The sequence below is a fragment of the Pseudomonas indica NBRC 103045 genome (assembly GCF_002091635.1).
GTDB classification, from domain to species: Bacteria; Pseudomonadota; Gammaproteobacteria; order Pseudomonadales; family Pseudomonadaceae; genus Pseudomonas_M; species Pseudomonas_M indica.
The window spans coordinates 37,910-62,702 of record NZ_BDAC01000003.1 but is presented as its reverse complement, the minus strand read 5'-3'; the positions used below and the strand labels follow the sequence as shown (position 1 = coordinate 62,702).

23 protein-coding genes are annotated in these 24,793 nt (G+C 61.2%); 19 read left to right on the top strand and 4 right to left on the bottom strand.

The genetic code is table 11. The features are described 5' to 3' along the window. Positions 1-74 precede the first annotated feature (74 nt). From PIN01S_RS05005 to PIN01S_RS04990, 4 genes are all read left to right on the top strand, one after another. The gene (locus PIN01S_RS05005) at positions 75-311 is read left to right on the top strand and encodes a DUF1653 domain-containing protein (protein ID WP_084334045.1); all 237 of its coding nucleotides are present in this window, start codon (positions 75-77) and stop codon (positions 309-311) included. A 114-nt stretch (positions 312-425) separates the two neighbouring features. Further along, entirely contained in the window at positions 426-3,032 is a 2,607-nt protein-coding gene (gene topA / locus PIN01S_RS05000) for a type I DNA topoisomerase (protein WP_084334044.1), read from the top strand. 90 nt (positions 3,033-3,122) lie between these two features. After that, positions 3,123-3,641, top strand: a complete 519-nt coding sequence (locus PIN01S_RS04995; protein WP_084334043.1) for a DUF6586 family protein — start codon at positions 3,123-3,125, stop codon at positions 3,639-3,641. A gap of 66 nt (positions 3,642-3,707) precedes the next feature. Then, positions 3,708-3,944: a hypothetical protein gene (locus tag PIN01S_RS04990; protein WP_084334042.1), complete on the top strand. Its 237-nt coding sequence runs from the start codon at positions 3,708-3,710 to the stop codon at positions 3,942-3,944. Between the two features lie 68 nt (positions 3,945-4,012). Here the strand turns inward: PIN01S_RS04990 and sulA are convergent, their stop codons facing one another. Further along, complete coding sequence (gene sulA / locus PIN01S_RS04985) at positions 4,013-4,483, bottom strand: SOS-induced cell division inhibitor SulA (protein ID WP_084334041.1); 471 nt, start codon at positions 4,481-4,483, stop codon at positions 4,013-4,015. A 9-nt stretch (positions 4,484-4,492) separates the two neighbouring features. After that, positions 4,493-5,104, bottom strand: coding sequence for a transcriptional repressor LexA (gene lexA / locus PIN01S_RS04980; RefSeq protein ID WP_084334040.1), 612 nt, complete (start codon positions 5,102-5,104; stop codon positions 4,493-4,495). Positions 5,105-5,315: 211 nt separating this feature from the next. On the opposite strand from lexA, the gene PIN01S_RS04975 reads away from it, so the two are divergent. From PIN01S_RS04975 to PIN01S_RS04960, 4 genes are read left to right on the top strand one after another with little or no spacing between them, the layout of a single operon-like run. Next, positions 5,316-6,023, top strand: coding sequence for a TetR/AcrR family transcriptional regulator (locus PIN01S_RS04975; RefSeq protein WP_084334039.1), 708 nt, complete (start codon positions 5,316-5,318; stop codon positions 6,021-6,023). A gap of 43 nt (positions 6,024-6,066) precedes the next feature. Continuing rightward, positions 6,067-6,591 carry a L,D-transpeptidase gene (locus PIN01S_RS04970; RefSeq protein WP_084334038.1) on the top strand — a complete coding sequence of 175 codons (525 nt, stop codon included), beginning with the start codon at positions 6,067-6,069 and terminating at the stop codon, positions 6,589-6,591. 9 nt (positions 6,592-6,600) lie between these two features. Further along, positions 6,601-7,599, top strand: a complete 999-nt coding sequence (nagZ, locus tag PIN01S_RS04965) for a beta-N-acetylhexosaminidase (protein WP_084334037.1) — start codon at positions 6,601-6,603, stop codon at positions 7,597-7,599. A gap of 14 nt (positions 7,600-7,613) precedes the next feature. Beyond that, positions 7,614-8,351 carry an S-methyl-5'-thioinosine phosphorylase gene (locus PIN01S_RS04960; protein ID WP_084334036.1) on the top strand — a complete coding sequence of 246 codons (738 nt, stop codon included), beginning with the start codon at positions 7,614-7,616 and terminating at the stop codon, positions 8,349-8,351. Positions 8,352-8,411: 60 nt separating this feature from the next. On the opposite strand, the gene PIN01S_RS04955 is transcribed toward PIN01S_RS04960, so the two are convergent. Beyond that, entirely contained in the window at positions 8,412-8,936 is a 525-nt protein-coding gene (locus PIN01S_RS04955; protein ID WP_084334035.1) for a CsiV family protein, read from the bottom strand. Between the two features lie 9 nt (positions 8,937-8,945). Next, positions 8,946-12,398: a transcription-repair coupling factor gene (gene mfd, locus PIN01S_RS04950; protein WP_084334034.1), complete on the bottom strand. Its 3,453-nt coding sequence runs from the start codon at positions 12,396-12,398 to the stop codon at positions 8,946-8,948. A gap of 138 nt (positions 12,399-12,536) precedes the next feature. Here mfd and PIN01S_RS04945 point away from each other — a divergent pair, with 138 nt between their 5' ends. The 11 genes from PIN01S_RS04945 (at position 12,537) to PIN01S_RS04895 (ending at position 24,747) form a co-directional block, all read left to right on the top strand. After that, a complete protein-coding gene (locus tag PIN01S_RS04945) occupies positions 12,537-14,006 on the top strand; it encodes a glyceraldehyde-3-phosphate dehydrogenase (RefSeq protein WP_084334033.1) in 1,470 nt (489 codons plus the stop codon). A gap of 559 nt (positions 14,007-14,565) precedes the next feature. Then, a complete protein-coding gene (locus PIN01S_RS04940; RefSeq protein WP_084334032.1) occupies positions 14,566-15,903 on the top strand; it encodes a Na(+)-translocating NADH-quinone reductase subunit A in 1,338 nt (445 codons plus the stop codon). Positions 15,904-15,906: 3 nt separating this feature from the next. After that, a complete protein-coding gene (locus tag PIN01S_RS04935; RefSeq protein ID WP_084334031.1) occupies positions 15,907-17,118 on the top strand; it encodes an NADH:ubiquinone reductase (Na(+)-transporting) subunit B in 1,212 nt (403 codons plus the stop codon). Continuing rightward, positions 17,111-17,899 (top strand): Na(+)-translocating NADH-quinone reductase subunit C, encoded by a 789-nt coding sequence (locus PIN01S_RS04930; RefSeq protein ID WP_084334030.1) that lies wholly within the window; start codon positions 17,111-17,113, stop codon positions 17,897-17,899. Before PIN01S_RS04935 ends, PIN01S_RS04930 begins: the two co-directional genes overlap by 8 nt. Further along, positions 17,896-18,570 (top strand): NADH:ubiquinone reductase (Na(+)-transporting) subunit D, encoded by a 675-nt coding sequence (locus PIN01S_RS04925; protein WP_170837189.1) that lies wholly within the window; start codon positions 17,896-17,898, stop codon positions 18,568-18,570. The genes PIN01S_RS04930 and PIN01S_RS04925 overlap by 4 nt, the downstream gene beginning before the upstream one ends. After that, positions 18,570-19,178, top strand: a complete 609-nt coding sequence (nqrE, locus tag PIN01S_RS04920; protein ID WP_084334028.1) for an NADH:ubiquinone reductase (Na(+)-transporting) subunit E — start codon at positions 18,570-18,572, stop codon at positions 19,176-19,178. Before PIN01S_RS04925 ends, nqrE begins: the two co-directional genes overlap by 1 nt. Positions 19,179-19,193: 15 nt before the next feature. After that, positions 19,194-20,417 (top strand): NADH:ubiquinone reductase (Na(+)-transporting) subunit F, encoded by a 1,224-nt coding sequence (gene nqrF, locus PIN01S_RS04915; RefSeq protein ID WP_084334027.1) that lies wholly within the window; start codon positions 19,194-19,196, stop codon positions 20,415-20,417. A gap of 2 nt (positions 20,418-20,419) precedes the next feature. Continuing rightward, entirely contained in the window at positions 20,420-21,448 is a 1,029-nt protein-coding gene (locus tag PIN01S_RS04910) for an FAD:protein FMN transferase (protein WP_084334026.1), read from the top strand. Then, positions 21,445-21,681 carry a (Na+)-NQR maturation NqrM gene (gene nqrM, locus PIN01S_RS04905; protein WP_084334025.1) on the top strand — a complete coding sequence of 79 codons (237 nt, stop codon included), beginning with the start codon at positions 21,445-21,447 and terminating at the stop codon, positions 21,679-21,681. Before PIN01S_RS04910 ends, nqrM begins: the two co-directional genes overlap by 4 nt. Positions 21,682-21,811: 130 nt before the next feature. Beyond that, positions 21,812-23,206, top strand: coding sequence for a Si-specific NAD(P)(+) transhydrogenase (sthA, locus tag PIN01S_RS04900; RefSeq protein WP_084334024.1), 1,395 nt, complete (start codon positions 21,812-21,814; stop codon positions 23,204-23,206). Between the two features lie 209 nt (positions 23,207-23,415). Continuing rightward, positions 23,416-24,747, top strand: a complete 1,332-nt coding sequence (locus PIN01S_RS04895) for an IS4 family transposase (protein ID WP_084334023.1) — start codon at positions 23,416-23,418, stop codon at positions 24,745-24,747. The last annotated feature ends 46 nt before the right edge of the window (positions 24,748-24,793 follow it).

The window sequence follows — 24,793 nt, the reverse complement described above, 5'->3', positions numbered from 1 at the left end:
GTCCTAAGCAATCGGTGGTAAGAGCCGGGGCCTGGTGCCCCGGCTTTTGTTTTTGTGCAAAGAGGGAATCCGTGATGCGAGTTCAACCCGGCCTCTATCGCCATTACAAAGGGCCCGAGTATCGGGTATTCGGTGTGGCCCGGCATTCCGAGACGGAAGAAGAGCTGGTGGTATACCAGGCGCTGTACGGCGAGTACGGGCTCTGGGTGCGCCCGCTGCGCATGTTCACCGAGACCGTCGAGGTGGATGGTGAAAGCGTTCCGCGTTTTGCATTGATCAAGGCGGAAAAGGCGCTGTTCGAGCAGCCTTGACCTCCCATCGCCGAGCCGGGGCGCTTGACCTTGCCTCGGCCACCACTATATATAGCGGTGCCGCGCCAGGCGGCTCCCGCCTTTCATTTACCGAATTCAGGAATTTTCCGATCCATGGGCAAATCGCTGGTCATCGTGGAATCCCCGGCCAAGGCCAAGACCATCAACAAGTACCTGGGCAGCCAGTACGTGGTGAAGTCGAGCATCGGCCATATCCGTGACCTGCCCACCAGCGGTTCGTCCAGCAATGGCAAGGAGCCGGCGAAGCGCGGCAAGACTGCGGCCGAGGCTCCGGCGTTGTCGGCGAAAGAAAAGGCCAAGCGCCAGCTGTTCTCGCGCATGGGTGTCGATCCCGAGCACGGCTGGAAAGCCAAATACGAAATTCTGCCGGGCAAGGAAAAGGTGATCGACGAGCTTCGCCGCCTTGCCAAGGATGCCGACACCATCTACCTCGCAACCGACTTGGACCGCGAAGGGGAGGCCATCGCCTGGCACCTGCGCGAGTCCATCGGTGGTGACGAGAGCCGCTACAAGCGCGTGGTTTTCAACGAAATCACCAAGAAGGCGATCCAGGAAGCGTTCTCCGCACCCGGCGATCTGGACATCAATCGGGTCAACGCCCAGCAGGCGCGGCGATTCCTTGACCGCGTGGTCGGCTACATGGTGTCGCCGTTGCTCTGGCAGAAGATCGCCCGCGGTCTTTCCGCCGGCCGCGTCCAGTCGGTCGCGGTGAAGTTGGTGGTGGAGCGTGAGCGCGAAATCCGCGCCTTCGTCCCGGAAGAGTACTGGGAAGTGCATGCCGACCTGTCCACGGCGAAGAATGCCCAGGTCCGCTTCGAAGTGGTTCGCGAAAGGGGCGAGGCCTTCAAGCCGCTCAACGAAGCCCAGGCCATGGCGGCGCTGGAGAAGCTCAAGGCTTCCAGCTACCGCGTGGTCAAGCGCGAGGACAAGCCGACCAGCAGCCGTCCGTCGGCTCCGTTCATCACCTCCACGCTGCAGCAGGCGGCGAGCAACCGTCTCGGCTTCGGCGTGAAGAAGACCATGATGATGGCCCAGCGTCTCTACGAGGCGGGCTATATCACCTATATGCGTACCGACTCGACCAATCTTTCGGCGGACGCCATCGGCATGGTCCGGGGCTTCATCGAGGGCGAGTTCGGTCAGAAATACCTGCCGGCGAAGCCGAATGTCTATTCCAGCAAGGAAGGCGCTCAGGAGGCTCACGAGGCGATCCGTCCGTCCGATGTCAATCTGCGGCCGAATCAACTGTCCGGCATGGAGCGTGACGCCGAGCGCCTCTACGAATTGATCTGGCGCCAGTTCGTCGCCTGCCAGATGCCGCCGGCCGAGTACCTATCGACTACCGTCAGCGTAGCGGCGGGCGACTTCGAGCTGCGTGCCAAGGGTCGCATCCTTAAGTTCGACGGCTATACCCGGGTACTGCCCCAGCAGAGCAAGCCGGGCGAAGACGACGTGCTGCCGGAAATGAACGAAAGCGAGATGCTCAAGCTGATCAAGCTCGATCCCAGCCAGCATTTCACCAAGCCGCCGGCGCGCTACTCCGAAGCCAGCCTGGTCAAGGAGCTGGAAAAGCGGGGCATTGGCCGGCCGTCGACCTACGCGGCGATCATTTCCACCATCCAGGAACGCGGTTACGTTACCGTGCATAACCGTCGTTTCTACGCGGAGAAGATGGGCGATATCGTGACCGACCGTCTTTCCGAAAGCTTTTCCAACCTCATGGACTACGGCTTTACCGCCGGGATGGAAGAGCATCTGGACGACGTTGCCCAGGGCGAGCGTGACTGGAAGCACCTTCTCGACGAGTTCTATGCCGATTTCAGGAAAAAGCTGGAAACCGCCGAGGCCAGCGAGAAGGGCATGCGGGCCAATCAGCCGACACTGACCGACATTCCCTGCCGCGAATGCGGGCGGCCGATGATGATTCGTACCGCCTCCACCGGGGTCTTCCTCGGTTGTTCGGGCTATAGCCTGCCGCCGAAAGAACGTTGCAAGGCGACCATCAACCTGATTCCGGGGGACGAAATCGCGGCGGATGACGAGGGCGAGTCGGAATCCCGCGTTCTGTTGGGCAAGCATCGTTGCCCGATCTGCTCGACGGCGATGGATGCCTATCTGCTGGACGAGAAGCGCAAGCTGCACATCTGCGGCAATAACCCGGACTGCAGCGGCTACGAGATCGAACAGGGCCAGTACCGTATCAAGGGTTATGAAGGGCCGAGCCTCGAATGCGACAAGTGTGGAAGCGAGATGCAGTTGAAGACCGGCCGCTTCGGCAAGTTCTTCGGGTGCACCAACCCCACTTGCAAGAACACCCGCAAGTTGCTGAAGAACGGCGAGCCGGCGCCGCCGAAGATGGACGCGATCAAGATGCCGGAGCTCAAGTGCGAGAAGGTCGACGACGTCTATGTGCTGCGCGACGGTGCGTCCGGTTTGTTCCTGGCGGCCAGTCAGTTCCCGAAGAACCGCGAAACCCGTGCACCGCTGGTCAGCGAGCTGATCCCGCACAAGGACGAACTGGATCCGAAATATCACTTCCTCCTGGATGCACCACAGAAGGACCCGGAGGGCCGTCCTGCGGTAATCCGTTTCAGCCGCAAGAGCAAAGAGCAGTACGTACAGTCCGAGGTCGACGGTAAGCCCACCGGCTGGCGTGCGTTCTATGACGGTAGCCGTTGGAAGGTCGAAGACAAGCGCTGATCGGACAAAACGTGCCTCCGGTTTCTGCCGGAGGCGCGTATAGTCCGGTAAGTTGCTCCGGCACTTTGCGCGTATCTCTGGAGGCGCTGTATGGCCCATGAGCTTTATACCCGTACGAACCAGAAGCTCTACTTCGCTGGTCTGGCGCTTGAGGCGTGGAAACGTGCCGAAACCGGGCAGGCGATGAACGCCCAGGCACTGATCCAGGCTGAACGCGAGTCCGCCTTGTTTCATCTGTATGGCGCGGTTCTGGGCCTTTGCCATGAAATTGCCGGTTTCTATCGTTTGCCCGAGGCGCGCGCGCCCAGGGTCGATATGCTGTTGAATCAGGTGGTCCTGAATGCCGCGCCCAGCCCTGAGCTGGCCGAGTTGGTGGAGTTGGCGCAGCAACCCGAAACATGGCTTGGGCGTCTCCTTGCGGCCTATGCTGCGCTATTTCAGCCGCCACAGGCGCCGAAGAAGGCCAAGGTCGACCCGACCGTTCCATTGATCGAATCGGTCGATCTGGAAGCGGAAGAGCCATCGCTCGGTCGCGATGAGCTGGAGGAGTGGCGCAAACAACTGAAAGGTCTGGCGCTGCGTTTCCGTGAAACGCTGACAGAATGCTGAGCCGAACGGTTAGAGACGTATCCCTTCAGGCTGGTACAATGGCCGGCCTTTGCTTGAGATTGACTTATGCCTACTTCCTTCCTCGAAATCGTTGAGCTGCCCGATGGGCGCATCGCCTTGCGCCGAGCGGAGGATGAGGAAGCGCTGGTAATCCTCGACTTCTCGGCAGATGCCAAGGCCTTCCTGCAGGGGCACCATGTGGAAGTCGCCAAGGCCATGCTGAGCGTTGGCGTGCAGATGGCTGGCCGATTGGCCGAAGGTGATTTCGAGCGGGATGAAGAAGGGCCTCGCGTCCTGCACTGAGCCAGGCTTCCTGCCCATTGACCGCCTTGCTGCATCGAGGCGGGTGGCACCTCCGTGTGCCGCTGTGATCAACCCAGACGAATATTCAGGCTTTGTGCGCTACCCAGGCGGGCGGCGGAGGCAAGGTTCTGGCGTGCCTTGTGATCGAGCGGGTTCAACCAACTGACAACAGTGTGGCTGCGGCCCAGGCGAAGGGCTTCGCAGGCCAGTTCAAGGCTGGTTTGCTGACCGCGTGGATGCAGCAGGAGAATCCGCTCACGGTTCAGACCGGCTTCGCGCAGCCAGCTATGGGTCAGGCTGGAAGGCGGAGCGATGAGCGTAAGCCAGCGTGGATCGGTTTCTTCGCTCAGCTCCCGAAGGATGGGCGCCAACAGATGGAGGCAGTGCCCGGCCGCTCCGCTCAGCGACAGTTCGCTGAAGGCCTCGGGTTCGGGCCAATGGGGCTCGGCTCCATCGGCCAGTAATGGCGCGGCGGGTTGGCCGAGAAAGGCCTCGAACAGGGGGAGCTGGGGAAGGTCAAGCGGCTGCGAGAACTGCATAACGTCTCCTTAGCGGCGGATTACGCCGACACTCAAGCCTTCGATCGTCAGGTTCTGCTGTTCTAGATCGACTTCGATAGGGGCGAATTCCGGGTTTTCCGCGATGAGCCAGACCTTGTTGCCCTCGCGCTTGAAACGCTTGACCGTGACGTCGTCATCCAGGCGGGCGACCACGACCTGGCCGTTGCGGGCCTCACGGGTGGCATGCACGGCCAGCAGGTCGCCATCGTAGATACCGATGTCCTTCATGCTCATGCCGCGGACACGTAGCAGATAGTCGGCGCGGGGATGGAAGAAATCCGGATTGATCCGGCAGGATTCTTCGACATTCTGTTGCGCTAGAATCGGCGCACCGGCAGCGACCCGGCCAATGACCGGCAAGCCGTCTTCCTCGTTGTTGTTCGGCTCGAAGCCGGGGATGCGAATGCCTCTGGAGGCACCGGGAGTCATTTCGATGGCGCCTTTGCGGGCAAGGGCCTTGAGATGTTCCTCGGCGGCATTGGGAGACTTGAAACCGAGCTCCTGGGCGATCTCGGCCCGGGTGGGCGGATAGCCATTGTCTTCCAGGCAACGCTTGATGAAGGCGAGAATCTCGGCTTGGCGGGGCGTCAGTTTCAGCATGTCTTGGCTCTGTTTTTTTATACAGTGACTGGGATTATATACAGTGAACGGCGCTTGGCAATCCTTCGCTTGCCGGTTCATACCGGTCCGGTCGTTCTGATGGTGATCGTCGCCAATCGTGACCGGCCGGCCAAAAGTCGGCTCGTGCGACTTGACAAGGCGGTACGCTGAAACGTATGTTTCAAACAAGTGTTTGTCAGGTGGAGGATCCATGGCACAGTCAGAAACCGTCGAACGCATCCTGGATGCTGCGGAACAGCTGTTCGCGGAGAAAGGCTTCGCCGAAACCTCCTTGCGCCTGATCACCAGCAAGGCCGGGGTCAACCTGGCTGCGGTGAACTATCACTTCGGCTCCAAGAAGGCCCTGATTCAGGCCGTCTTCTCGCGGTTCCTCGGGCCGTTCTGCCTCAGCCTCGAGCGTGAGCTGGATCGCCGCCAGACCAAGCCGGAAAGCCATGCCAGCCTGGAAGAGTTGCTGGAAATACTGGTCGAGCAGGCTTTGGCGGTGAAGCCGCGCAGCGGTAACGATCTGTCTATCTTCATGCGCCTTCTGGGCCTGGCTTTCAGCCAGAGCCAGGGGCACTTGCGTCGCTATCTGGAAGACATGTACGGCAAGGTATTTCGGCGCTACATGCAGCTGGTTCACGAAGCCGCGCCGAAGATGCCGCCCATCGAACTGTTCTGGCGCGTTCACTTCATGTTGGGTGCCGCTGCGTTCAGTATGTCCGGGATCAAGGCTCTGCGCGCCATCGCCGAGAATGATTTTGGCGTGAACACCTCGATCGAGCAGGTGATGCGCTTGATGGTGCCGTTCCTGGCCGCTGGCATGCGGGCTGACAGTGCGGTGACCGATGAAAAGCTGGCCAGCGCTCAACTCAAGCCGCGCAGCAAGACCGCCCCGGCGCCTGCCAAGGTTTGATCCGTCTGGGCGGCTCCGGCCTGATCGGCTAAGCTAGCCGCCCATGCGAACCCTCGATTTCCTGCACATTTCCATCGCCGATCAGTGCCTTTATGGCTTCGCTGAGGGGCGGTTGGTGTTGCGTCTTCTTGTTTCCACGGCCTTGAACGGTGCTGGCGAGTTGAATGGCTCCGGTTGTACGCCGCGGGGCTTGCATCAGGTTCGCGCGAAAATCGGGGACGGGCTGCCATGCGGCGCCGTGCTGAGAGGGCGGCGCTGGACCGGCGAGGTCTGGTCGCCAGCGCTGCACGAACAGTTTCCCGGCCGCGATTGGATACTGACCCGGATTCTCTGGCTCAGTGGCTGCGAGCGCGGCCGGAATCGCCTGGGACACGTAGACAGTTTTCGCCGTTATATCTATCTCCACGGTACGCCTGACAGCGAGCCGATGGGCGTGCCGCGCTCCCATGGCTGCATTCGCCTGCGTAACACCGATCTCCTGGATCTATTCCCTCGCGTGCCGCTGCACTGTCCGGTACGTATCGATGAAGCGGCTTGCCCGGACTGGGCCCAGGCCGAACTTGACTAAGGACCATTCATGCAAGGTTCCCTGATGCTGGATATCGCCGGCACGTGGTTGACTGCCGAGGATCGTTGCCTGTTGCGGCAACCCGAGGTCGGCGGCCTGATTCTCTTCGCCCGCAATATCGAGCACCCGCGCCAGGTACGCGAACTCTGTGCTTCGATACGCGCCGTGCGACCGGATCTTCTTCTCGCGGTGGACCAGGAGGGCGGACGTGTTCAACGCCTGCGCCAGGGTTTCGTGAGGCTGCCGGCGATGCGGGCGATTGCCGATAACGCCGACGCCGAGATTCTGGCCGAGCACTGTGGCTGGCTGATGGCGACAGAAGTGCTGGCGGTGGGCCTGGATATCAGCTTTGCGCCGGTTCTCGATCTGGACCACCAGCGCAGTGCGGTGGTCGGTAGCCGTGCTTTCGAGGGGGATGCCGAGCGGGCAGCACTACTCGCCGGGGCCTTCATTCGGGGTATGAACGCAGCAGGCATGGCGACGACCGGCAAGCATTTCCCCGGCCACGGATGGGCCGAAGCCGACTCCCATGTGGCGATACCGGTCGACGAGCGCAACCTGGATGAGATCCGTGCGTGCGATCTGGTTCCGTTCGCACGTTTGTGTGATCAATTGGCCGCCGTGATGCCGGCCCACGTGATCTACCCGGCAGTAGATGGGAAGCCGGCGGGTTTCTCGCGGCGCTGGCTGCAGGACATTCTTCGTGGCGAGCTAGGTTTCGACGGCGTGATCTTCAGCGATGATCTGTCGATGGCGGGCGCACATGTGGTCGGCGATGCAGCCGATCGAATCGAGGCTGCGTTAGGTGCGGGGTGCGACATGGGACTGGTGTGTAACGATCGGGGCTCTGCCGAGTTGGCTCTGCAGGCGTTGCAACGGCTCAAGGTCGAGCGCCCGGCACGTCTCGCACGCATGCGTGGAAGGGGCTTCGCAACCACCGAGTACCGGCAGTATCCGCGCTGGCTGGCAGCCGTGGCGGCCCTGCGGAATGCTCAATTGATCGACTGAGGACGATAACAACGATGACTGTCTACGCCATTATCGGCGGCACTGGCCTGACCCAACTGGAAGGTCTGACCATTCGCCAGGCCCAATCCATGGATACGCCTTATGGCGCCCCGTCTGCGGACATCATGCGTGGCGAGTATGCCGGCCGCGAAGTGCTGTTCCTGGCACGGCATGGCCAGCCGCACCGTATCCCGCCCCATCAGGTCAATTACCGGGCCAACCTCTGGGCGCTGAAACAGGCGGGAGCCAACGCGATTCTCGCGGTGAACGCCGTGGGCGGTATCCATGCGGCGATGGGCACCGGGCATTTCTGCGTCCCGCATCAGATCATCGATTACACCTCGGGCCGTGCGCATACCTTTTACGAGGGCGAGCTGGAACACGTTACCCACGTGGATTTCAGTCATCCGTACGACGAGACGCTACGCGGCCGGCTCGTCGCGGCGTTGGCGGCAGAAGGTTGTGCCTATAGTGGCCACGGCGTCTACGGCTGCACCCAGGGACCTCGGCTGGAAACGGTCGCCGAGATCACCCGCCTGGAGCGTGATGGCTGCGATATCGTCGGAATGACCGGCATGCCGGAGGCAGCGCTGGCGCGGGAGTTGGCCCTGCCTTACGCCTGCTTGGCGCTGGTGGTGAACCCCGCGGCGGGCAAATCCGCAGCGTTGATCACCATGGCGGAGATCGAGCGCGCGCTGAACGAGGGGATGGGGAAGGTCAAGGCCGTGTTGGCGCGGGTGCTGGCGGACTGATCGAGGGTCCAGGTTTCGGCAGCTCGAGCCCGAGCTGCCGCAGTTGCGTCCTCTTTCGCCTCAGAGAGGGGACACGCGGATCAGCAGCCCCAGGCTGCCGTGATCCAGATAGGTCAGTTCGCCGTTCTTGAGCCGGCTGCCCTGCTTCATGTATTCACTGCCGACCAGCACGCCATCCGCATCGAATTGATTGACCCAGAACTCGGCTTCCAGATCCACCAGGCGGTTTTGGTTCATCGACAGTGTGCCCTCCACCGGAAAGTGCCCGAATTGCTCTTGCCCCGTGCTGACGATGATCTTGCTGGGCGTAGTGCCGAGCATCTGTTGCCAGGCCTGGTGTAGCAGCACCTGATAGCCGTTGGCGGGGGTGAGCTTGGCCGCTTCGTTGTTCAAAGCCGTAGCTCGTTCGCTGCCGGCTCCCAGACGTTGTGCCCCGGCGGCCCAATCCTCGGGAGCGGGCTGGCTGGAGGGAATCGTCTCGCCGGCCTGGCGGAACAGGATCAGCTCGACCTGGTAGAGCCCGTCGGCGAAGGCCGTTGGCGCGAGGAAAATGAACAACAGTGCGATGTAGCGAAGCGCAGGCATGGCGGGTCCTTAAGCGGATTGTGGAGTCAGGCGCTCGATCAGCGCCTCCAGGGTATTGAAGCGCTCTTCCGGGCGCTCCATTGGCACCTGGAACTTGAAGAGGGTGGCCCCTTCGAACTTGTAGCGATTGGGTTGGCTTTGGATCAACTTGATCAGCACCAGCGGATCGACCACGGTGTCGGCGGCGAATTCGATGCGTCCGCCTTGCGGGCCAGCGTCGACCTTGAGGATGCCGAGCTTCTCCGCCTGCAGTTTGAGCAGGGTCAGACGCATCAGGTTCTTGGTCGCCTCCGGCAGCAGGCCGAAACGGTCGATCATCTCCACTTGCAGCTCCTTCAGGCCGTCTTCGTCCGTGGCCGAGGCGATGCGCTTGTAGAGGATCAGGCGGGCATGCACGTCGGGTAGGTAATCCTCCGGGATCAAGGCCGGAACGCGCAGATTGATCTCCGGACCAGCACCCAGCGGCTGTTCCAGATTGGGCTGCTCGCCCTTGCGGATGGCCTTGACCGCCCGCTCCAGCATTTCCATATAGAGCGTGAAGCCGACTGCCTGGATCTGCCCGCTCTGGCCCTCTCCGAGCAGTTCGCCGGCGCCGCGGATTTCCAGGTCATGGGTGGCGAGAACGAAGCCGGCGCCGAGATCCTGGGCATTGGCAATGGCTTCCAGGCGCTTCTCGGCATCCGGCGTCATGGCCTTGCGGGGTGGTGTCAGCAGATAGGCGTAGGCCTGGTGGTGACTGCGCCCGACACGGCCGCGGAGCTGGTGCAGCTGGGCCAGGCCGAACTTGTCGGCACGTTCGATGATGATGGTGTTGGCGCTGGGCACGTCGATGCCGGTCTCGATGATGGTCGACGCCACCAACACGTTGAAGCGCTTGTGGTAGAAGTCGCTCATCACCTGTTCCAGTTCGCGCTCGCGCATCTGCCCATGGCCGACAGCGATACGCGCCTCCGGCACCAGTTCGGCGAGGTCGCGGGCGCATTTCTCGATGGTCTTGACCTCGTTGTGCAGGTAATAGACCTGGCCGCCGCGCAGCAGCTCGCGCAGCAGGGCTTCTTTGATCACCGCGTTCTGCTGCTCCATGACGAACGTCCGCACCGACAGGCGCCGGGCGGGCGGGGTGGCGATGATCGACAGGTCGCGCATGCCGGCCACGGCCATGTTCAGGGTACGGGGGATCGGTGTGGCGGTGAGGGTGAGAATGTCGACTTCGCTGCGCAGGGCCTTGAGCTGTTCCTTCTGGCGAACACCGAAACGGTGCTCTTCATCGATGATCACCAGCCCGAGGTTCTTGAACTTGACGTCGTCCTGCAGCAGCTTGTGGGTGCCGATGACGATATCCACCTTGCCTTCGGCGAGCTGTTGTATTGCGCCTTCGACTTCCTTGGCCGACTTGAAGCGGCTCATCACTTCCACCGTTACCGGCCAGTCGGCGAACCGGTCGCGAAAACTGTTGTAGTGCTGTTGGGCGAGCAGGGTGGTCGGTACCAGCACGGCCACTTGCTTGCCGCTGTGTACCGCGACGAAGGCGGCACGCATGGCGACTTCGGTCTTGCCGAAGCCCACGTCACCGCAGACCAGGCGATCCATCGGCTTCTCGGCCAGCATATCGGCGAGCACCGAGTCGATGGCGACCTGCTGGTCGGGGGTTTCCTCGAACGGGAAACCGGCGGCGAAGGTGGCGTAGTCGGCGGCCGGGTCCTTGAAGGCATAGCCCTTGCGGGCGGCGCGACGGGCGTAGATATCGAGCAGTTCGGCGGCGACGTCGCGCACCTGTTCGGCCGCTTTGCGTTTGGCTTTCTGCCATTGCTCCGAGCCCAGTCGGTGCAGCGGAGCGAGAGCGTCGTCGCTGCCGGTATAGCGGGCGATCAGGTGCAGGCTGGCCACCGGCACATAGAGCTTGGCTTCGTCGGCATATTGCAGGGCGAGGAATTCGGCGCTCTGTCCGTCGATTTCCAGGGTGATCAGGCCCAGGTAGCGGCCGACGCCATGGTCGATGTGTACCACCGGCGCGCCTTCGCGCAGCTCGGTCAGGTTCTTGATGACGTTCTCGCCACCATCGCGGCTCTTTTCGCGGCGCCGGCGCTGCATGACGCGTTGGCCGAACAATGGACTTTCGGCGACCAATGCAACGGCCGGCTCGTCGAGCAGAAGCCCCTCATCCAGCGGTGCGATGCTGATGGCCAGGCGTTCCTGGCTTTCCAGGAATTGTGGCCAGCCGTCGACTTCCTGAGGCTTGAGTTTCAGGCGTGCCAGCAGTTCCAGCAGGACTTCGCGGCGGCCAGCGGACTCGGCGGTGAACAGCACGCGTCCGGGGAATTGATCGAGGAAGCGGCGCAGGGCGCCGAGCGGTTCGCTGGCCTTGGCCTCGATGGCCAGCTCGGGCAGCGGTTGAGCAGGGAAGCGTTCGCGGCCAACGCCGGGCTCGATGTCCTTCTGGTCAGCGACAATGCGTGGCCAGCTCTTCAGGCGAGCGAAGCAATCTTCCACCGGCAGGAAAAGCTCGGCTGGCGGCAGAATCGGTCGCTCGGGGTCGACACGGCGATCTTCGTAGCGGTTACGAACGTCGACCCAGAATTGTTCCGCCGCCTGTTCGATGCCGGGCAGGGAAAAGACCTGGGTGTCCTGAGGCAGGTAATCGAAGAGCGTGGCTGTCTCTTCGAAGAACAACGGCAGGTAATACTCGATGCCCGCCGGGGTGATGCCGCTGGCAAGATCCTGGTAGATCGGGCAGCGACGGAAATCGACGTCGAAGCGCTCGCGAAAGCGCCCGCGGAAATCGGTGACGGCTTTCTTGTCCAGCGGGAATTCGCGGGCGGGCAGCAGGCGGATGGATTCCACCTTGTCGATCGAGCGCTGGGTTTCCGGATCGAAGGTGCGTAGCGTTTCGATTTCATCGTCGAACAGGTCGATGCGGTAGGGCAGGGGGCTGCCCATGGGGAACAGATCGATCAGTGCGCCGCGCACGGCGAACTCGCCATGCTCGTAGACGGTGTCCACGCATCGGTAGCCGGCCGCCTCGAGGCGCAGGCGCATCTGTTCGACGTCGAGCCTCTGCCCTACGTCCAGCACCAGGCTCGAGCCGAGCAGGAAGCGGGTCGGCGCCAGGCGATGTAGGGCGGTACTGATCGGCACTACCAGGACGCCGTGCTTCAGCTCGGGAAGGCGATACAGGCTGGCGACGCGCTGCGAGATGATGTCCTGGTGCGGAGAAAACAGATCGTAGGGCAGCGTTTCCCAGTCTGGGAAATGCAGTACCGGCAGGTTTGGTGCGAAGAAGGCCAGTTCCTGCTCCAGGCGCTCGGCGCTCTGGCTGTCGGCGGTGAGCAGCAGGGTGAAGCGTCTGGCCGCGCTGGCGGCTTCGGCAATGGCCAGGGACAGGGCGGCACCGGGCAGATTGCCCCAGTGCTGTTTACCGGTCGCAGCCGGCAGGGTAGGGAGGCGCAGTACGGATACGGACACGTGCAGTCGTGACTCCGGTCTAGTTTTGGCCGGAGCGATTGTAACTATCCGGCCGTTTCGCTGTCAGTGTTTCGTCCGCTGCAGATTGCCGCCGAATGAGCGCGCCGTCATAATGTAGCCCCTTTTTTCAGCCCCTACATGTGGAAGGTATTGCCCGTGACTCAGAAGCCCGACCAGTGTCTCGGTGAATGGATTGATCGTGAAGCCCTTGCGGAAGCGATGATTCCGCTGATCGGTCAGCTCTACCGTAACAACAACGTGGTGACGTCGATTTACGGCCGCGGCCTGATCAATCGCTCGGTGATCGCGATTCTCAAGGCCCACCGCTTCGCACGTCACCGCCTGGTGGACGAGACCGAGCTGTCGGTGCACGAGACGTTCCCGATCCTGAAGATCATGAGCGAGCTCAAGCTGGGGGCCGCATCGGTCGACCTGGGCAAGATGGTCGCCAAGTTCAAGGCGGAAGGTAACGGTCGCAATATCGAGCAGTTCGTGCGTGATGAGCTGGCCGATGTAGTCGGCAAGCAGAACAGCGTTCCTCGCGAGGGCACCGATGTCGTTCTGTACGGCTTCGGCCGTATCGGTCGCCTGCTGGCGCGCATCCTCATCGAGAAGACTGGTGGCGGCGACGGGCTCCGTCTGCGGGCCATCGTCGTGCGCAAGGGGGCCGAGAACGATCTGGTCAAGCGCGCCAGCCTGCTGCGTCGTGATTCCGTGCATGGTCCGTTCGACGGCACCATTACCATCGACGAAGCGAACAATACCCTGACCGCTAACGGCAACCTGATCCAGATAATCTACTCCAACGACCCGTCCTCGGTGGATTACACCCAGTACGGTATCAAGGACGCCCTGCTGGTGGACAACACCGGCAAATGGCGTGATGCCGAAGGTCTCGGTCAGCACCTCAAGTGTCCGGGCATTGCTCGTGTCGTATTGACCGCTCCGGGCAAGGGTGCCCTGAAGAATATCGTGCATGGCATCAACCATGCCGAAATCACCGACGACGACAAGATCGTTTCCGCGGCGTCCTGCACCACCAACGCCATCGTTCCGGTGCTGAAGGCGGTGAATGACAAGTTCGGTATCGTCAATGGTCATGTCGAAACCGTTCACTCCTACACCAACGACCAGAACCTGATCGACAACTTCCACAAAGGAAGTCGTCGTGGCCGCAGCGCTCCGCTGAACATGGTGATCACCGAGACCGGTGCCGCCACTGCCGCCGCCAAGGCGCTGCCGGTACTGAAAGGCAAGCTGACCGGCAATGCCATCCGTGTTCCGACGCCAAACGTCTCCATGGCCATTCTCAACCTGAACCTGGAGAAGGCCACCAACCGCGAGGAGATCAACGAGTACCTGCGCCAGATGGCCATGCACTCGGATCTGCAGAAGCAGATCGACTTCGTCAGCTCGCAGGAAGTGGTATCCAGTGACTTCGTGGGCTCGCGTCACGCCGGCGTGGTGGATGCCGAAGCGACCATCTGCAACGACAACCGTGTCGTTCTCTATGTCTGGTACGACAATGAGTTCGGCTACAGCTGCCAGGTGGTGCGCGTGATGGAAGAGATGGCTGGCGTCAACCCGCCCGCTTTCCCGCGTGCCTGACGGTTGAGTCGGTAAGACGGAACGGGAGCCTTGGGCTCCCGTTTTGTTTTTCAGGGGGTGGATTTTGATTGGGGTGCCAGCCAAGCCGAGGGGTTCGGCTCGAGAAGCTCTTGCTGGGGGGGGGGCTATGCCGCGGGGGGGGGCTCAGAGTGACCCGAGTCGCTCCGGTCACGTCTTTCCGGGCATTGTGGCTCCGGCCTCTTGGTGTCCTCTGCTTGTCCTCATATGAGGACATGGGCGGGGATTCGACCAATGGATAAGAGAAAAAATCAAAGGAATCGGATAGCTGCGGGCGCGGTTTTTCGTGATGTCTTTTTTCTGACCTTCTCCTTGCTTTTGGTCAAGACCCAGATGCCTGACGGCTTATGGAAATCATAAAAAAAGCAAGCGCTTGGGTGGCCAGTGTGGGGGACGACCTCTATAATCGAGCGGATTTTTTACCTGGGTTCGAATACATCATTCATGTCGATAACGCCAGCGGCACGATGTCGCGGCGTTCGGCTCGAGGGTGTCGTTCGTACCTGAAAAAGCTTTCTAAAATCAGTGGTTAGGCAAACCTATGATCAAAATAAAACGTGGGCTCGACTTGCCCATAACAGGTGCGCCGGCGCAGCGTATCGAGGCCGGAAGGCCGGTTCGCAGCGTCGCCGTCATAGGCTTCGATTATCACGGGATGAAGCCGACCATGCAGGTACAGGTCGGTGACCGGGTCAAGCTCGGTCAGGTTCTCTTCTCCGACAAGAAGACGCCGGGTGTGCATTACACGGCGCCGGCTGCCGGGGTGGTGAGTGCCATTCATCGTGGTGAGAAGCGTGTCCTGCAGTCGGTGGTGATCGACATCGACGGCGATGAACAGGAGACCTTCGCTCAGTATCCGGCTTCGCAGTTGGACAGCCTGAGCAGCGAGCAGGTCCGCGAAAACCTGCAACAGTCCGGTCTATGGACTGCATTGCGCGCCCGTCCGTTCAGCAAGGTGCCGGCGATCGATGCCACACCGAGCTCCATCTTCGTGACGGCTATCGACACCCATCCGCTGGCTGCCGATCCGGCGGTAATCATTGCCGAGCATGCTGCCGACTTCGAGAACGGCCTAAAGGTGCTGGGCAACCTCGCCAAGGTCTTCCTCTGCAAGGCAGAAGGGGCCAGCGTGGCGGGCGAGAAACTGTCGAAGGTCCAGACTGAGTCCTTCTCCGGGCCACATCCCGCCGGCCTGCCGGGCACCCACATTCATTTCCTCGATCCGGTCAGCGCATCCAAGAGCGTCTGGACCATCAACTATCAGGACGTGATCGCCGTCGGCAAGCTGTTCACCACAGGGCAGTTGTGGATGGAGCGTGTGGTGTCGCTGGCCGGTCCGGTGGTCGAGAAGCCTCGCCTGGTCCGTACCCGCGTCGGTGCCAACCTGGATGAGCTGACCGCCGGTGAGCTGCAGCCCGGCTACAACCGCGTCGTATCCGGCTCGTTGCTGGGCGGCCGTACCGCCCACGGTGCGTTCGCCTACCTGGGCCGCTACCACCTGCAGGTGTCCTGCCTGCGCGAAGGTAACGACCGTGAAATGCTGCATTACCTGCGCGCCGGGGTCGACAAGCACTCCGTGTTGAATATCTTCGTTTCCAAGCTGATGGGGGCGAAGAAGTTCGCCTTCTCCACCACCACCAACGGCAGCCCCCGCGCCATGGTGCCGGTCGGCAACTACGAAGAAGTGATGCCGCTGGACATCCTGCCGACCCAACTGCTGCGTTCGCTGATCGTTGGCGACACCGAAGTGGCACAGAAACTCGGCTGCCTGGAGCTGGACGAAGAAGACCTGGCGCTCTGCACCTACGTCTGTGCCGGCAAGTACGAATACGGCCCGATCCTGCGGGATAACCTGACCCGTATCGAGAAGGAGGGTTGATCCATGGGTATTCGAGCATTCCTCGACAAGATCGAGCACAACTTCGAAAAAGGTGGCAAGTACGAGAAGTGGTATGCGCTTTACGAAGCCATCGACACCTTCTTCTATCGCCCCGGCAGCGTGACCAAGACGACTGCTCACGTGCGCGACGGCATTGACCTCAAGCGCATGATGATCACCGTCTGGATGTGCACCTTCCCGGCGATGTTCTTCGGCATGTGGAACGTCGGCTATCAGGCCAACCTGATCTTCGCAGCCAACCCTGAGCTGCTCGCGGCTCAGGACGGCTGGCGCTTTGCGCTGACCGGCGCTCTGGCCGGTTTCGACCCGAATAGCCTGTGGGACAACTTCGTCCAGGGCGCGGCCTACTTCCTGCCGATCTATGCGGTGACCTTTATCGTCGGTGGCTTCTGGGAAGTGCTGTTCGCATCGATCCGCAAGCATGAGGTCAACGAGGGCTTCTTCGTTACTTCCGTGCTGTTCGCTCTGATCCTGCCGCCGACCATCCCGCTCTGGCAGGTCGCCCTCGGCATCAGCTTCGGCGTGGTGATCGGCAAGGAAGTCTTCGGCGGTACCGGCAAGAACTTCCTCAACCCGGCACTGACCGGCCGTGCCTTCCTGTTCTTCGCCTATCCGGCGCAAATGTCCGGCGACGCGGTGTGGACTGCCGTTGACGGATTCGCCGGCGCCACGGCGCTGAGCTTGAGCGCTGCGGGTGGCATCGAGAACGTGATTGGCCACGGCATCACCTGGATGGATGCCTTCATCGGCACCATGCATGGCTCGGTAGGTGAAACCAGCACGCTGGCTATCTTCATCGGCGGCGCCGTGCTGCTGATGACCAAGATCGCGTCCTGGCGCATCGTTGCCGGTGTGATGATCGGTATGATCGGGCTCAGCCTGCTGTTCAACGCAATCGGCTCGCAGACCAATCAGATGTTCGCCATGCCCTGGTACTGGCACATGGTGGTGGGCGGCTTCGCCTTCGGCATGGTCTTCATGGCCACCGACCCGGTGTCGGCTTCCATGACCAATGTCGGCAAATGGATCTTCGGTGCCTTGATCGGTGTGATGGTCGTATTGATCCGTGTGGTCAACCCGGCCTTCCCGGAAGGCATGATGCTGGCGATTCTGTTCGCCAACCTGTTCGCACCGCTGATCGACCACTTCGTCGTTCAGGCCAATATCAAGCGGAGGCTGGCACGCAATGTCTAGTCAAAAAGAATCCACCGTCCGTACGCTGACGGTGGCGGTCCTGGTCTGCCTGGTGTGCTCGGTATTCGTTGCCGGCGCAGCCGTGGCTTTGAAACCGACCCAGCTCGACAACCGCCTGCTGGACAAGCAGCGCAGCATTCTCTCCATCGCTGGCCTGGGCCGGCCGGGAATGCCGGCTCGTGAAGTGAAGGAACTGTTCAACAGCCGCATCACGACCAAGGTAGTCGACCTCGAGACCGGCAAATTCACCGATGCACAGGACCCGAAGACGTTCGACCCGTTGAAGGCAGCCAAGGACCCGAAGCTGTCCAAGGTACTGTCGGGTGAGGAAGATATCGCCTCGATCAAGCGCCAGGAGCGTTACACCACTGTCTATCTGGTGGAGAAGGACGGGCAGCTCGATACCCTGATCCTGCCTGTTCGCGGTTACGGCCTGTGGTCCACCCTGTATGGGTTCCTGGCCATCAAGGGCGATCTCAACACCGTGATCGGTATGGGCTTCTACCAGCATGGCGAGACGCCCGGCCTGGGTGGTGAAGTCGACAACCCGAAATGGCGCGGCCAGTGGCCGGGCAAGACCCTTTTCGCCGAAGACGGCACGCTTGCCGTGGATATCGTCAAAGGCGGTGTAGACCCGCAAAGCCCGAAAGCCGTGCACCAGGTCGATGCCTTGGCCGGTGCAACCCTGACCAGCAAAGGGGTGAACAACCTGTTGCATTTCTGGTTGGGCGAGAACGGCTTCGGTCCTTTTATCGCTAACCTGCGCGCCGGGGAGGCCTGATCATGTCGCAACCGACTATCAAAGAAGTACTGTTCAATCCGGTTCTGAACAACAACCCCATCGGCCTGCAAATCCTCGGGATCTGCTCGGCGCTGGCGGTGACGTCGAACCTCAAGACCGCTCTGGTGATGTCCATCGCCCTGTCGCTGGTAACCGGCTTCTCGAACCTGTTCATCTCGATGATCCGCAGCCAGATCCCCAGCTCGATCCGCATGATCGTGCAGATGGTGATCATCGCGTCGCTGGTGATCGTGGTGGACCAGATCCTCAAGGCCTACGCCTTCAGTCTGTCCAAGCAATTGTCGGTATTCGTCGGCCTGATCATCACCAACTGCATCGTGATGGGGCGTGCCGAAGCCTTCGCCATGCAGAACCCGCCGATCCTGTCGTTCTTCGACGGTATCGGTAACGGGCTCGGCTACAGTGCCATGCTGATCGTGCTCGGCACGTTCCGCGAGCTGTTCGGCGCCGGGAAGCTGATGGGTTACGAGATCATTCCGGTAGTCAACGACGGTGGCTGGTACCAGCCGAACGGGCTGTTGCTGCTGCCGCCTTCGGCATTCTTCCTGATCGGCCTGATCATCTGGGGCCTGCGCTCCTGGAAGAAGGAGCAGGTCGAGCCCGCTGCCTTCAAGATGGCCCCGCAGGTATCCAATAAGGAGGCCTACTAATGGAGCATTACATCAGCCTGTTCGTGCGGGCCGTGTTCGTCGAGAACATGGCGCTGGCCTTCTTCCTCGGCATGTGTACCTTCATCGCCATTTCCAAGAAGGTCGAAACCGCCATCGGTCTGGGCATCGCGGTCATCGTGGTGCAGGCCATCACCGTGCCGGCCAACAACCTGATCTACACCTACCTGCTCAAGGACGGTGCGCTGGCCTGGGCCGGTCTGCCGGAAGTCGATCTCAGCTTCCTCGGCCTGCTCAGCTACATCGGCGTGATCGCGGCGATCGTGCAAATCCTCGAGATGCTGCTCGATAAGTACGTGCCCAGCCTGTACAACGCGTTGGGGGTCTTCCTGCCCTTGATCACCGTGAACTGCGCCATCATGGCGGGTTCGCTGTTCATGGTGGAGCGGGACTACAACCTTGCGGAGAGTGCCACCTATGGCGTGGGTTCCGGTCTGTCCTGGGCGCTGGCAATCGCCACCCTGGCGGGCATCCGCGAGAAGCTCAAGTACAGCGACGTGCCGGAAGGCCTGCGCGGTCTGGGCATCACCTTCATCACCATCGGCTTGATGTCCCTGGGCTTCATGTCCTTCTCCGGTGTCCAGCTGTAAGGAAGGGATGACTACATGAATTACGAAATTTTCCTGGCCATCGGAATGTTCACCGCCATCGTACTGGCATTGGTGGTGATCATCCTGCTGGCGCGTGCCAAGCTGGTATCCAGCGGCGACGTGACTATCGAAATCAACGGCGAGAAAACCATCACGGTGCCGGCCGGCGGTAAGCTCCTGCAAACCCTGGCGGCAAACAACATCTTCCTCTCGTCCGCTTGTGGTGGCGGTGGTACCTGCGCTCAGTGCAAGTGCGTCGTCGAGAGCGGCGGCGGCGAAATGCTGCCGACCGAAGAGTCGCACTTCACCCGCCGCGAAGCGGGCGAGGGCTGGCGCCTGTCCTGCCAGACTCCGGTCAAACAGGACATGAAGATCGAGGTGCCGGAAGAAGTCTTCGGCGTGAAGAAGTGGGAGTGCACGGTGGCGTCCAACCCCAACGTCGCCACCTTCATCAAAGAGCTGACTCTGAAGTTGCCTGAAGGCGAGAACGTGGATTTTCGTGCGGGCGGCTACGTCCAGTTGGAATGCCCGCCGCACGTGGTGAACTACAAGGACTTCGATATCCAGCCCGAATACCGCGGCGACTGGGACAAGTTCAACATGTGGCGCTACGTGTCCAAGGTCGACGAGACCGTGATCCGTGCCTACTCGATGGCGAACTACCCGGAAGAACGCGGTCTGGTGAAGTTCAACATCCGTATCGCATCGCCGCCGCCAGGCAAGGACCATATTCCGGCGGGCAAGATGTCCTCTTGGGTATTCAATCTGAAGCCGGGCGACAAGGTCACCGTATACGGCCCCTTCGGTGAGTTCTTTGCCAAGGATACCGACGCCGAGATGGTGTTCATCGGTGGTGGTGCCGGCATGGCACCGATGCGTTCGCACATCTTCGACCAACTGAAGCGCCTGAAATCCAAGCGCAAGATCAGCTTCTGGTACGGTGCGCGTTCGTTGCGCGAAGCCTTCTATGTCGAAGAGTACGATCAGCTCCAGGCGGAGAACGAGAACTTCCAGTGGCATCTGGCGCTCTCCGATCCTCAGCCCGAGGACAACTGGACCGGCCTGACTGGCTTCATCCACAATGTGCTGTACGAGAACTACCTGAAGGACCACCCGGCGCCGGAAGATTGCGAGTTCTACATGTGCGGCCCGCCGATGATGAACGCGGCGGTGATCAAGATGCTGACCGATCTGGGTGTAGAGCGGGAGAACATCCTTCTCGATGACTTCGGCGGCTAAGCATGATTGCTGCAGTACTCAAGCCCGTCAGCGTCGCCGCACTTGCGGCGGCCCTGACGGGCTGCTTGTTTTCCGACACGGTAGAAACCTTCGGTGGCCCCACGATGGGCAGCACCTACTCGGTCAAGTACGTACGCGGCTCGGGTATGCCGGGTGCCGAGCAGGTACAACCCGAAGTGGAGCGCATCCTGGCCGATATCGACCGCCAGATGTCCACCTACCGCAACGATTCCGATATCGAGCGTTTCAACGAAGCGCCTGGCGGCACCTGCATGGCGATGCCGGAACCCATCCTGACCTTGGTGAGGGCCGGTGACCGATTGTCGCGACTCAGCGAGGGCTCGTTCGATCTGACGCTGGAGCCGCTGCTCAACCTCTGGGGCTTCGGACCCAAGGCCAGGGCAGAAAAAGTCCCCAGTGCCGAAGAACTTGCCGCGGTACGCGAGCAATTCGGCTATCAGCATCTTTCCATTCAGGGCGATCAGCTTTGCAAGGACGCCCCGGTCCAGGTCGATTTCAACAGTATCGCCGCGGGTTATGCGGTGGATCGGATTACCGAACGGCTTCAATCCCTGGGGTTGACCAGTTATCTGGTTGAGGCGACAGGTGAACTGAAAGCGGTGGGCAAGAAGCCGGACGGCTCATCCTGGCGAATCGCCATCGAGGCGCCGCAGAGCGGCGAGCGCGTGGCGCAGAAGATTCTTGCCTTGGATGGCTATGGGGTTTCCTCTTCGGGGGATTACCGTAACTACTTCGAGGAAAACGGGCGCCGTTATTCCCATACGCTCGATCCACAGACGAGGGCTCCGATCAGCCACAAGCTGGCGGCGGTCACCGTGGTGCATGCAGAAACCCTGCAGGCGGACGGGCTGTCTACTCTTTTAATGGTGCTCGGTCCCGAGCGCGGCTATGCCTTCGCCGAGCGCGAGGGGATAGCGGCATTCTTCGTGACCCGCGAGGGAGACGGCTTCGTCACCCGGAGCACTCCCGCATTCGATGCGCTGTTCGCGGCGCAAGGAGAAACACCATGACGTGGTTGATCGTATTCGCGGTCATGCTTCTGGTCGTCCTGGGCATGGCCATCGGCGTGATCATGGGGCGCAAGCCGATCGCCGGCTCCTGCGGCGGCATTGCTAACCTCGGTATCGAGAAAGAGTGCTCGATCTGCGGTGGCGATTTCAGTAAATGCGAAGAGGCGAATGCCGACAAGGCTCCGGGCAAAGCCGGTGTCAGCGATCTCGCCTACGACGCCAGCAAGCGTTGAACGTTTCATCCATCCGACCAGCGTCGGATGGGATCTGCCGGAACACATAAGAAAGCGATGGCCGGGATCGTTGCGATCCCGGTTCTGCCGAGGCAGCGGTTGCGCTTCGGCCTGTCCTCAAGGAGTAATCATGGCGGTCTACAACTACGATGTCGTGGTGCTGGGTTCGGGCCCGGCGGGTGAAGGCGCGGCGATGAATGCCGTGAAAGCGGGGCGCAAGGTTGCGGTGGTTGACAACCGTCCGCTAGTCGGAGGCAACTGTACGCACCTCGGCACCATCCCCTCCAAGGCGCTGCGACACTCCGTGCGGCAGATCATGCAGTTCAACACCAACCCGATGTTCCGCCAGATCGGTGAGCCTCGCTGGTTCTCCTTTCCCGACGTGCTCAAGAGCGCGGAAAAGGTCATCGCCAAGCAGGTCACGTCGCGCACCGGCTACTACGCCCGAAACCGCATCGATACCTTCTTCGGCACCGCGAGCTTCTCCGACGAGCAGACGATCGAGGTGGTGTGCCTCAACGGCATGGTGGAAAAGCTGGTCGCCCAGCAGATCGTGATCGCCACGGGGTCGCGGCCCTATCGTCCGGCGGATGTCGATTTCACTCACGCACGAGTCTACGACAGCGACACCATCCTGACCCTCAGCCATACGCCGCGTCGCCTGATCATCTATGGAGCCGGCGTGATCGGCTGTGAGTATGCGTCGATCTTCAGTGGCCTGGGGGTGTTGGTCGATCTCATCGATAACCGCGACCAGTTGCTCAGCTTCCTCGACGACGAGATTTCCGATGCGCTTAGCTACCACCTGCGCAATAACAATGTGCTCATCCGCCATAACGAGGAATACGAGCGCATCGAGGGCGTGGATAACGGCGTTGTCCTGCACCTGAAGTCCGGCAAGAAGATCAAGGCCGATGCCTTGCTCTGGTGTAACGGCCGCACCGGCAACACCGACAAGCTGGGGTTGGAGAACATCGGTATCAAGGTCAACAGCCGCGGCCAGATCAAGGTCGATGAGCATTACCGGACCGAGGTCAGCAACATTTATGCGGCGGGCGACGTGATCGGTTGGCCCAGCCTGGCCAGTGCGGCCTATGACCAGGGGCGTTCGGCAGCAGGCAGCATCGTCGAGAACGATAGCTGGCGCTTCGTCGACGACGTGCCGACGGGTATCTACACCATCCCCGAGATCAGCTCCATCGGTAAGAACGAGCGTGAACTGACCCAGGCTAAGGTGCCTTATGAAGTGGGCAAGGCTTTCTTCAAGAGCATGGCGCGCGCCCAGATTGCCGTTGAGCCGGTGGGTATGCTGAAGATTCTGTTCCACCGAGAGACCCTGGAAATCCTCGGCGTGCACTGCTTTGGTTACCAGGCCTCGGAGATCGTCCACATTGGCCAGGCGATCATGAACCAGAAGGGCGAGGCGAATACCATCAAGTATTTCGTCAACACGACCTTCAACTACCCGACCATGGCCGAGGCTTATCGGGTTGCTGCGTTCGACGGTCTCAACAGGCTTTTTTGAGCCGCTCCGACCGGTGGCCTGAGCCGGTCGGAGAGGAACCTCTCGGTGCGCTCCGGGATTGGCATTGGCCGAATCGGGAGAGTTTCTGAGCAGGCAGTTGGAAAAAGAAACCGGCCCTTGCGGCTAATGCCAGTCAGTTAAGCCCGCCGCCTTGACCTTTGGCGAACGGGGAGCAGAATCCGATGCCTGTTTCAGGCATCGGATTTTTTATGCGACTTTCCCGCGCGCTCGCACTGACCCATGACGTCGCTGCTGGCACCCAGTCCCTTGAAGGGCTCGGAGCGCTGCTCGACCCCGAACTGGTCAAGTCGGCCTTCGAGTCCGCGGGGATCGCCACGATCCGCAAGCGGCGCCTGCCCTTGGAGGCGATGATCTGGTGTGTGATCGGCATGGCCTTGTGCCGCCGCATGTCGACCTGGGATGTCGTCAACCACCTGGACATCAGGTTGCCCGGGCAGCGGCCGCTGGTGGCGCCCAGCGCGGTGGTGCAGGGGCGTCAACGCCTGGGCAGCGAGGCGGTCCGCGAAGTGTTCGCGCTAACCCAGCGGCGCTGGCATGAGACGGCCCATCACCCGACCTGGGCGGGACTCCGTTTGCTCAGCGTCGACGGGGTGGTCTGGCGCACGCCCGATACACCGGAGAATCGCGAACGCTACGGCAGTGCCAGCAACCAACATGGCGACACGGGGTTTCCTCAAGTCCGCATGGTCTGTCAGATGGAGTTGACCAGCCACCTGTTGGTCAGCAGTGCCTTGGCCGGCTATCACAGCAACGAAATGAAACTGGCCGAGCAACTGATCGAGAGCACGCCCGACCACTCGCTGACGCTGTTCGACCGGGGTTTCTACTCGCTGGGCTTGCTGCATCGCTGGCAACGGACAGGCACCCAACGCCATTGGTTGCTGCCCTTGCGCAAAGACACTCAGTACGAAGTCGTCCAGCGTCTGGGACGCCAGGATGCCCTCGTGACCCTGCACACGTCACCGCAGGCGCGCAAACAATGGCCCGATCTGCCGGAAACGCTGCAGGCGCGGCTACTGAGCAAGACGATCAAGGGCAAGGTGCGTCAGATACTGACTTCGATGACCGACCCCTTGCGCTTCCCGTCCGATGAAATCGTTGACCTGTACAGCCAACGCTGGGAAATCGAGCTGGGCTACCGGGAAATGAAACAGGGCCTGCTGGCCAGCCACTACACGCTGCGTAGCAAGACGCCGGAAATGATCGAGCAGGAACTCTGGGGCGTCCTGTTGGCCTACAACCTGCTGCGCTATCAGATGCTGGAGATGAGTCGCCACTGCCCTGGCATCTACCCTTGCGAGATGAGCTTCACGGCCTGCACCTGGGCGATCCTGGGGTTCCTCAACGGCACCTCCCTGAACCATCCCGGCAACATCCCCCGCTATCTGGCCGAACTGCAGGCCTCAGCCAGGCATTACGTCCTCCCGCATCGCCGGGAAGATCGCCGCTATCCCCGGGTCGTCAGGCCCAAACCGTCCAAGTACCCGACCAAAAATAAAAATGCCAGTCAGCTTAACTGACTGGCATTAGCCCTTGCGGCCGGTTTTCTTTTATCTGCGGTATCGC

Excerpts from the sequence above, each read along its gene's own strand:
- PIN01S_RS05005 (WP_084334045.1), top strand. The coding sequence starts at position 75 with ATGCGAGTTCAACCCGGCCTCTATCGCCATTACAAAGGGCCCGAGTAT.
- topA (WP_084334044.1), top strand. The coding sequence starts at position 426 with ATGGGCAAATCGCTGGTCATCGTGGAATCCCCGGCCAAGGCCAAGACC.
- PIN01S_RS04995 (WP_084334043.1), top strand. The coding sequence starts at position 3,123 with ATGGCCCATGAGCTTTATACCCGTACGAACCAGAAGCTCTACTTCGCT.
- PIN01S_RS04990 (WP_084334042.1), top strand. The coding sequence starts at position 3,708 with ATGCCTACTTCCTTCCTCGAAATCGTTGAGCTGCCCGATGGGCGCATC.
- sulA (WP_084334041.1), bottom strand. The coding sequence starts at position 4,483 with ATGCAGTTCTCGCAGCCGCTTGACCTTCCCCAGCTCCCCCTGTTCGAG.
- lexA (WP_084334040.1), bottom strand. The coding sequence starts at position 5,104 with ATGCTGAAACTGACGCCCCGCCAAGCCGAGATTCTCGCCTTCATCAAG.
- PIN01S_RS04975 (WP_084334039.1), top strand. The coding sequence starts at position 5,316 with ATGGCACAGTCAGAAACCGTCGAACGCATCCTGGATGCTGCGGAACAG.
- PIN01S_RS04970 (WP_084334038.1), top strand. The coding sequence starts at position 6,067 with ATGCGAACCCTCGATTTCCTGCACATTTCCATCGCCGATCAGTGCCTT.
- nagZ (WP_084334037.1), top strand. The coding sequence starts at position 6,601 with ATGCAAGGTTCCCTGATGCTGGATATCGCCGGCACGTGGTTGACTGCC.
- PIN01S_RS04960 (WP_084334036.1), top strand. The coding sequence starts at position 7,614 with ATGACTGTCTACGCCATTATCGGCGGCACTGGCCTGACCCAACTGGAA.
- PIN01S_RS04955 (WP_084334035.1), bottom strand. The coding sequence starts at position 8,936 with ATGCCTGCGCTTCGCTACATCGCACTGTTGTTCATTTTCCTCGCGCCA.
- PIN01S_RS04945 (WP_084334033.1), top strand. The coding sequence starts at position 12,537 with ATGTGGAAGGTATTGCCCGTGACTCAGAAGCCCGACCAGTGTCTCGGT.
- PIN01S_RS04940 (WP_084334032.1), top strand. The coding sequence starts at position 14,566 with ATGATCAAAATAAAACGTGGGCTCGACTTGCCCATAACAGGTGCGCCG.
- PIN01S_RS04935 (WP_084334031.1), top strand. The coding sequence starts at position 15,907 with ATGGGTATTCGAGCATTCCTCGACAAGATCGAGCACAACTTCGAAAAA.
- PIN01S_RS04930 (WP_084334030.1), top strand. The coding sequence starts at position 17,111 with ATGTCTAGTCAAAAAGAATCCACCGTCCGTACGCTGACGGTGGCGGTC.
- nqrE (WP_084334028.1), top strand. The coding sequence starts at position 18,570 with ATGGAGCATTACATCAGCCTGTTCGTGCGGGCCGTGTTCGTCGAGAAC.
- nqrF (WP_084334027.1), top strand. The coding sequence starts at position 19,194 with ATGAATTACGAAATTTTCCTGGCCATCGGAATGTTCACCGCCATCGTA.
- PIN01S_RS04910 (WP_084334026.1), top strand. The coding sequence starts at position 20,420 with ATGATTGCTGCAGTACTCAAGCCCGTCAGCGTCGCCGCACTTGCGGCG.
- nqrM (WP_084334025.1), top strand. The coding sequence starts at position 21,445 with ATGACGTGGTTGATCGTATTCGCGGTCATGCTTCTGGTCGTCCTGGGC.
- sthA (WP_084334024.1), top strand. The coding sequence starts at position 21,812 with ATGGCGGTCTACAACTACGATGTCGTGGTGCTGGGTTCGGGCCCGGCG.
- PIN01S_RS04895 (WP_084334023.1), top strand. The coding sequence starts at position 23,416 with ATGCGACTTTCCCGCGCGCTCGCACTGACCCATGACGTCGCTGCTGGC.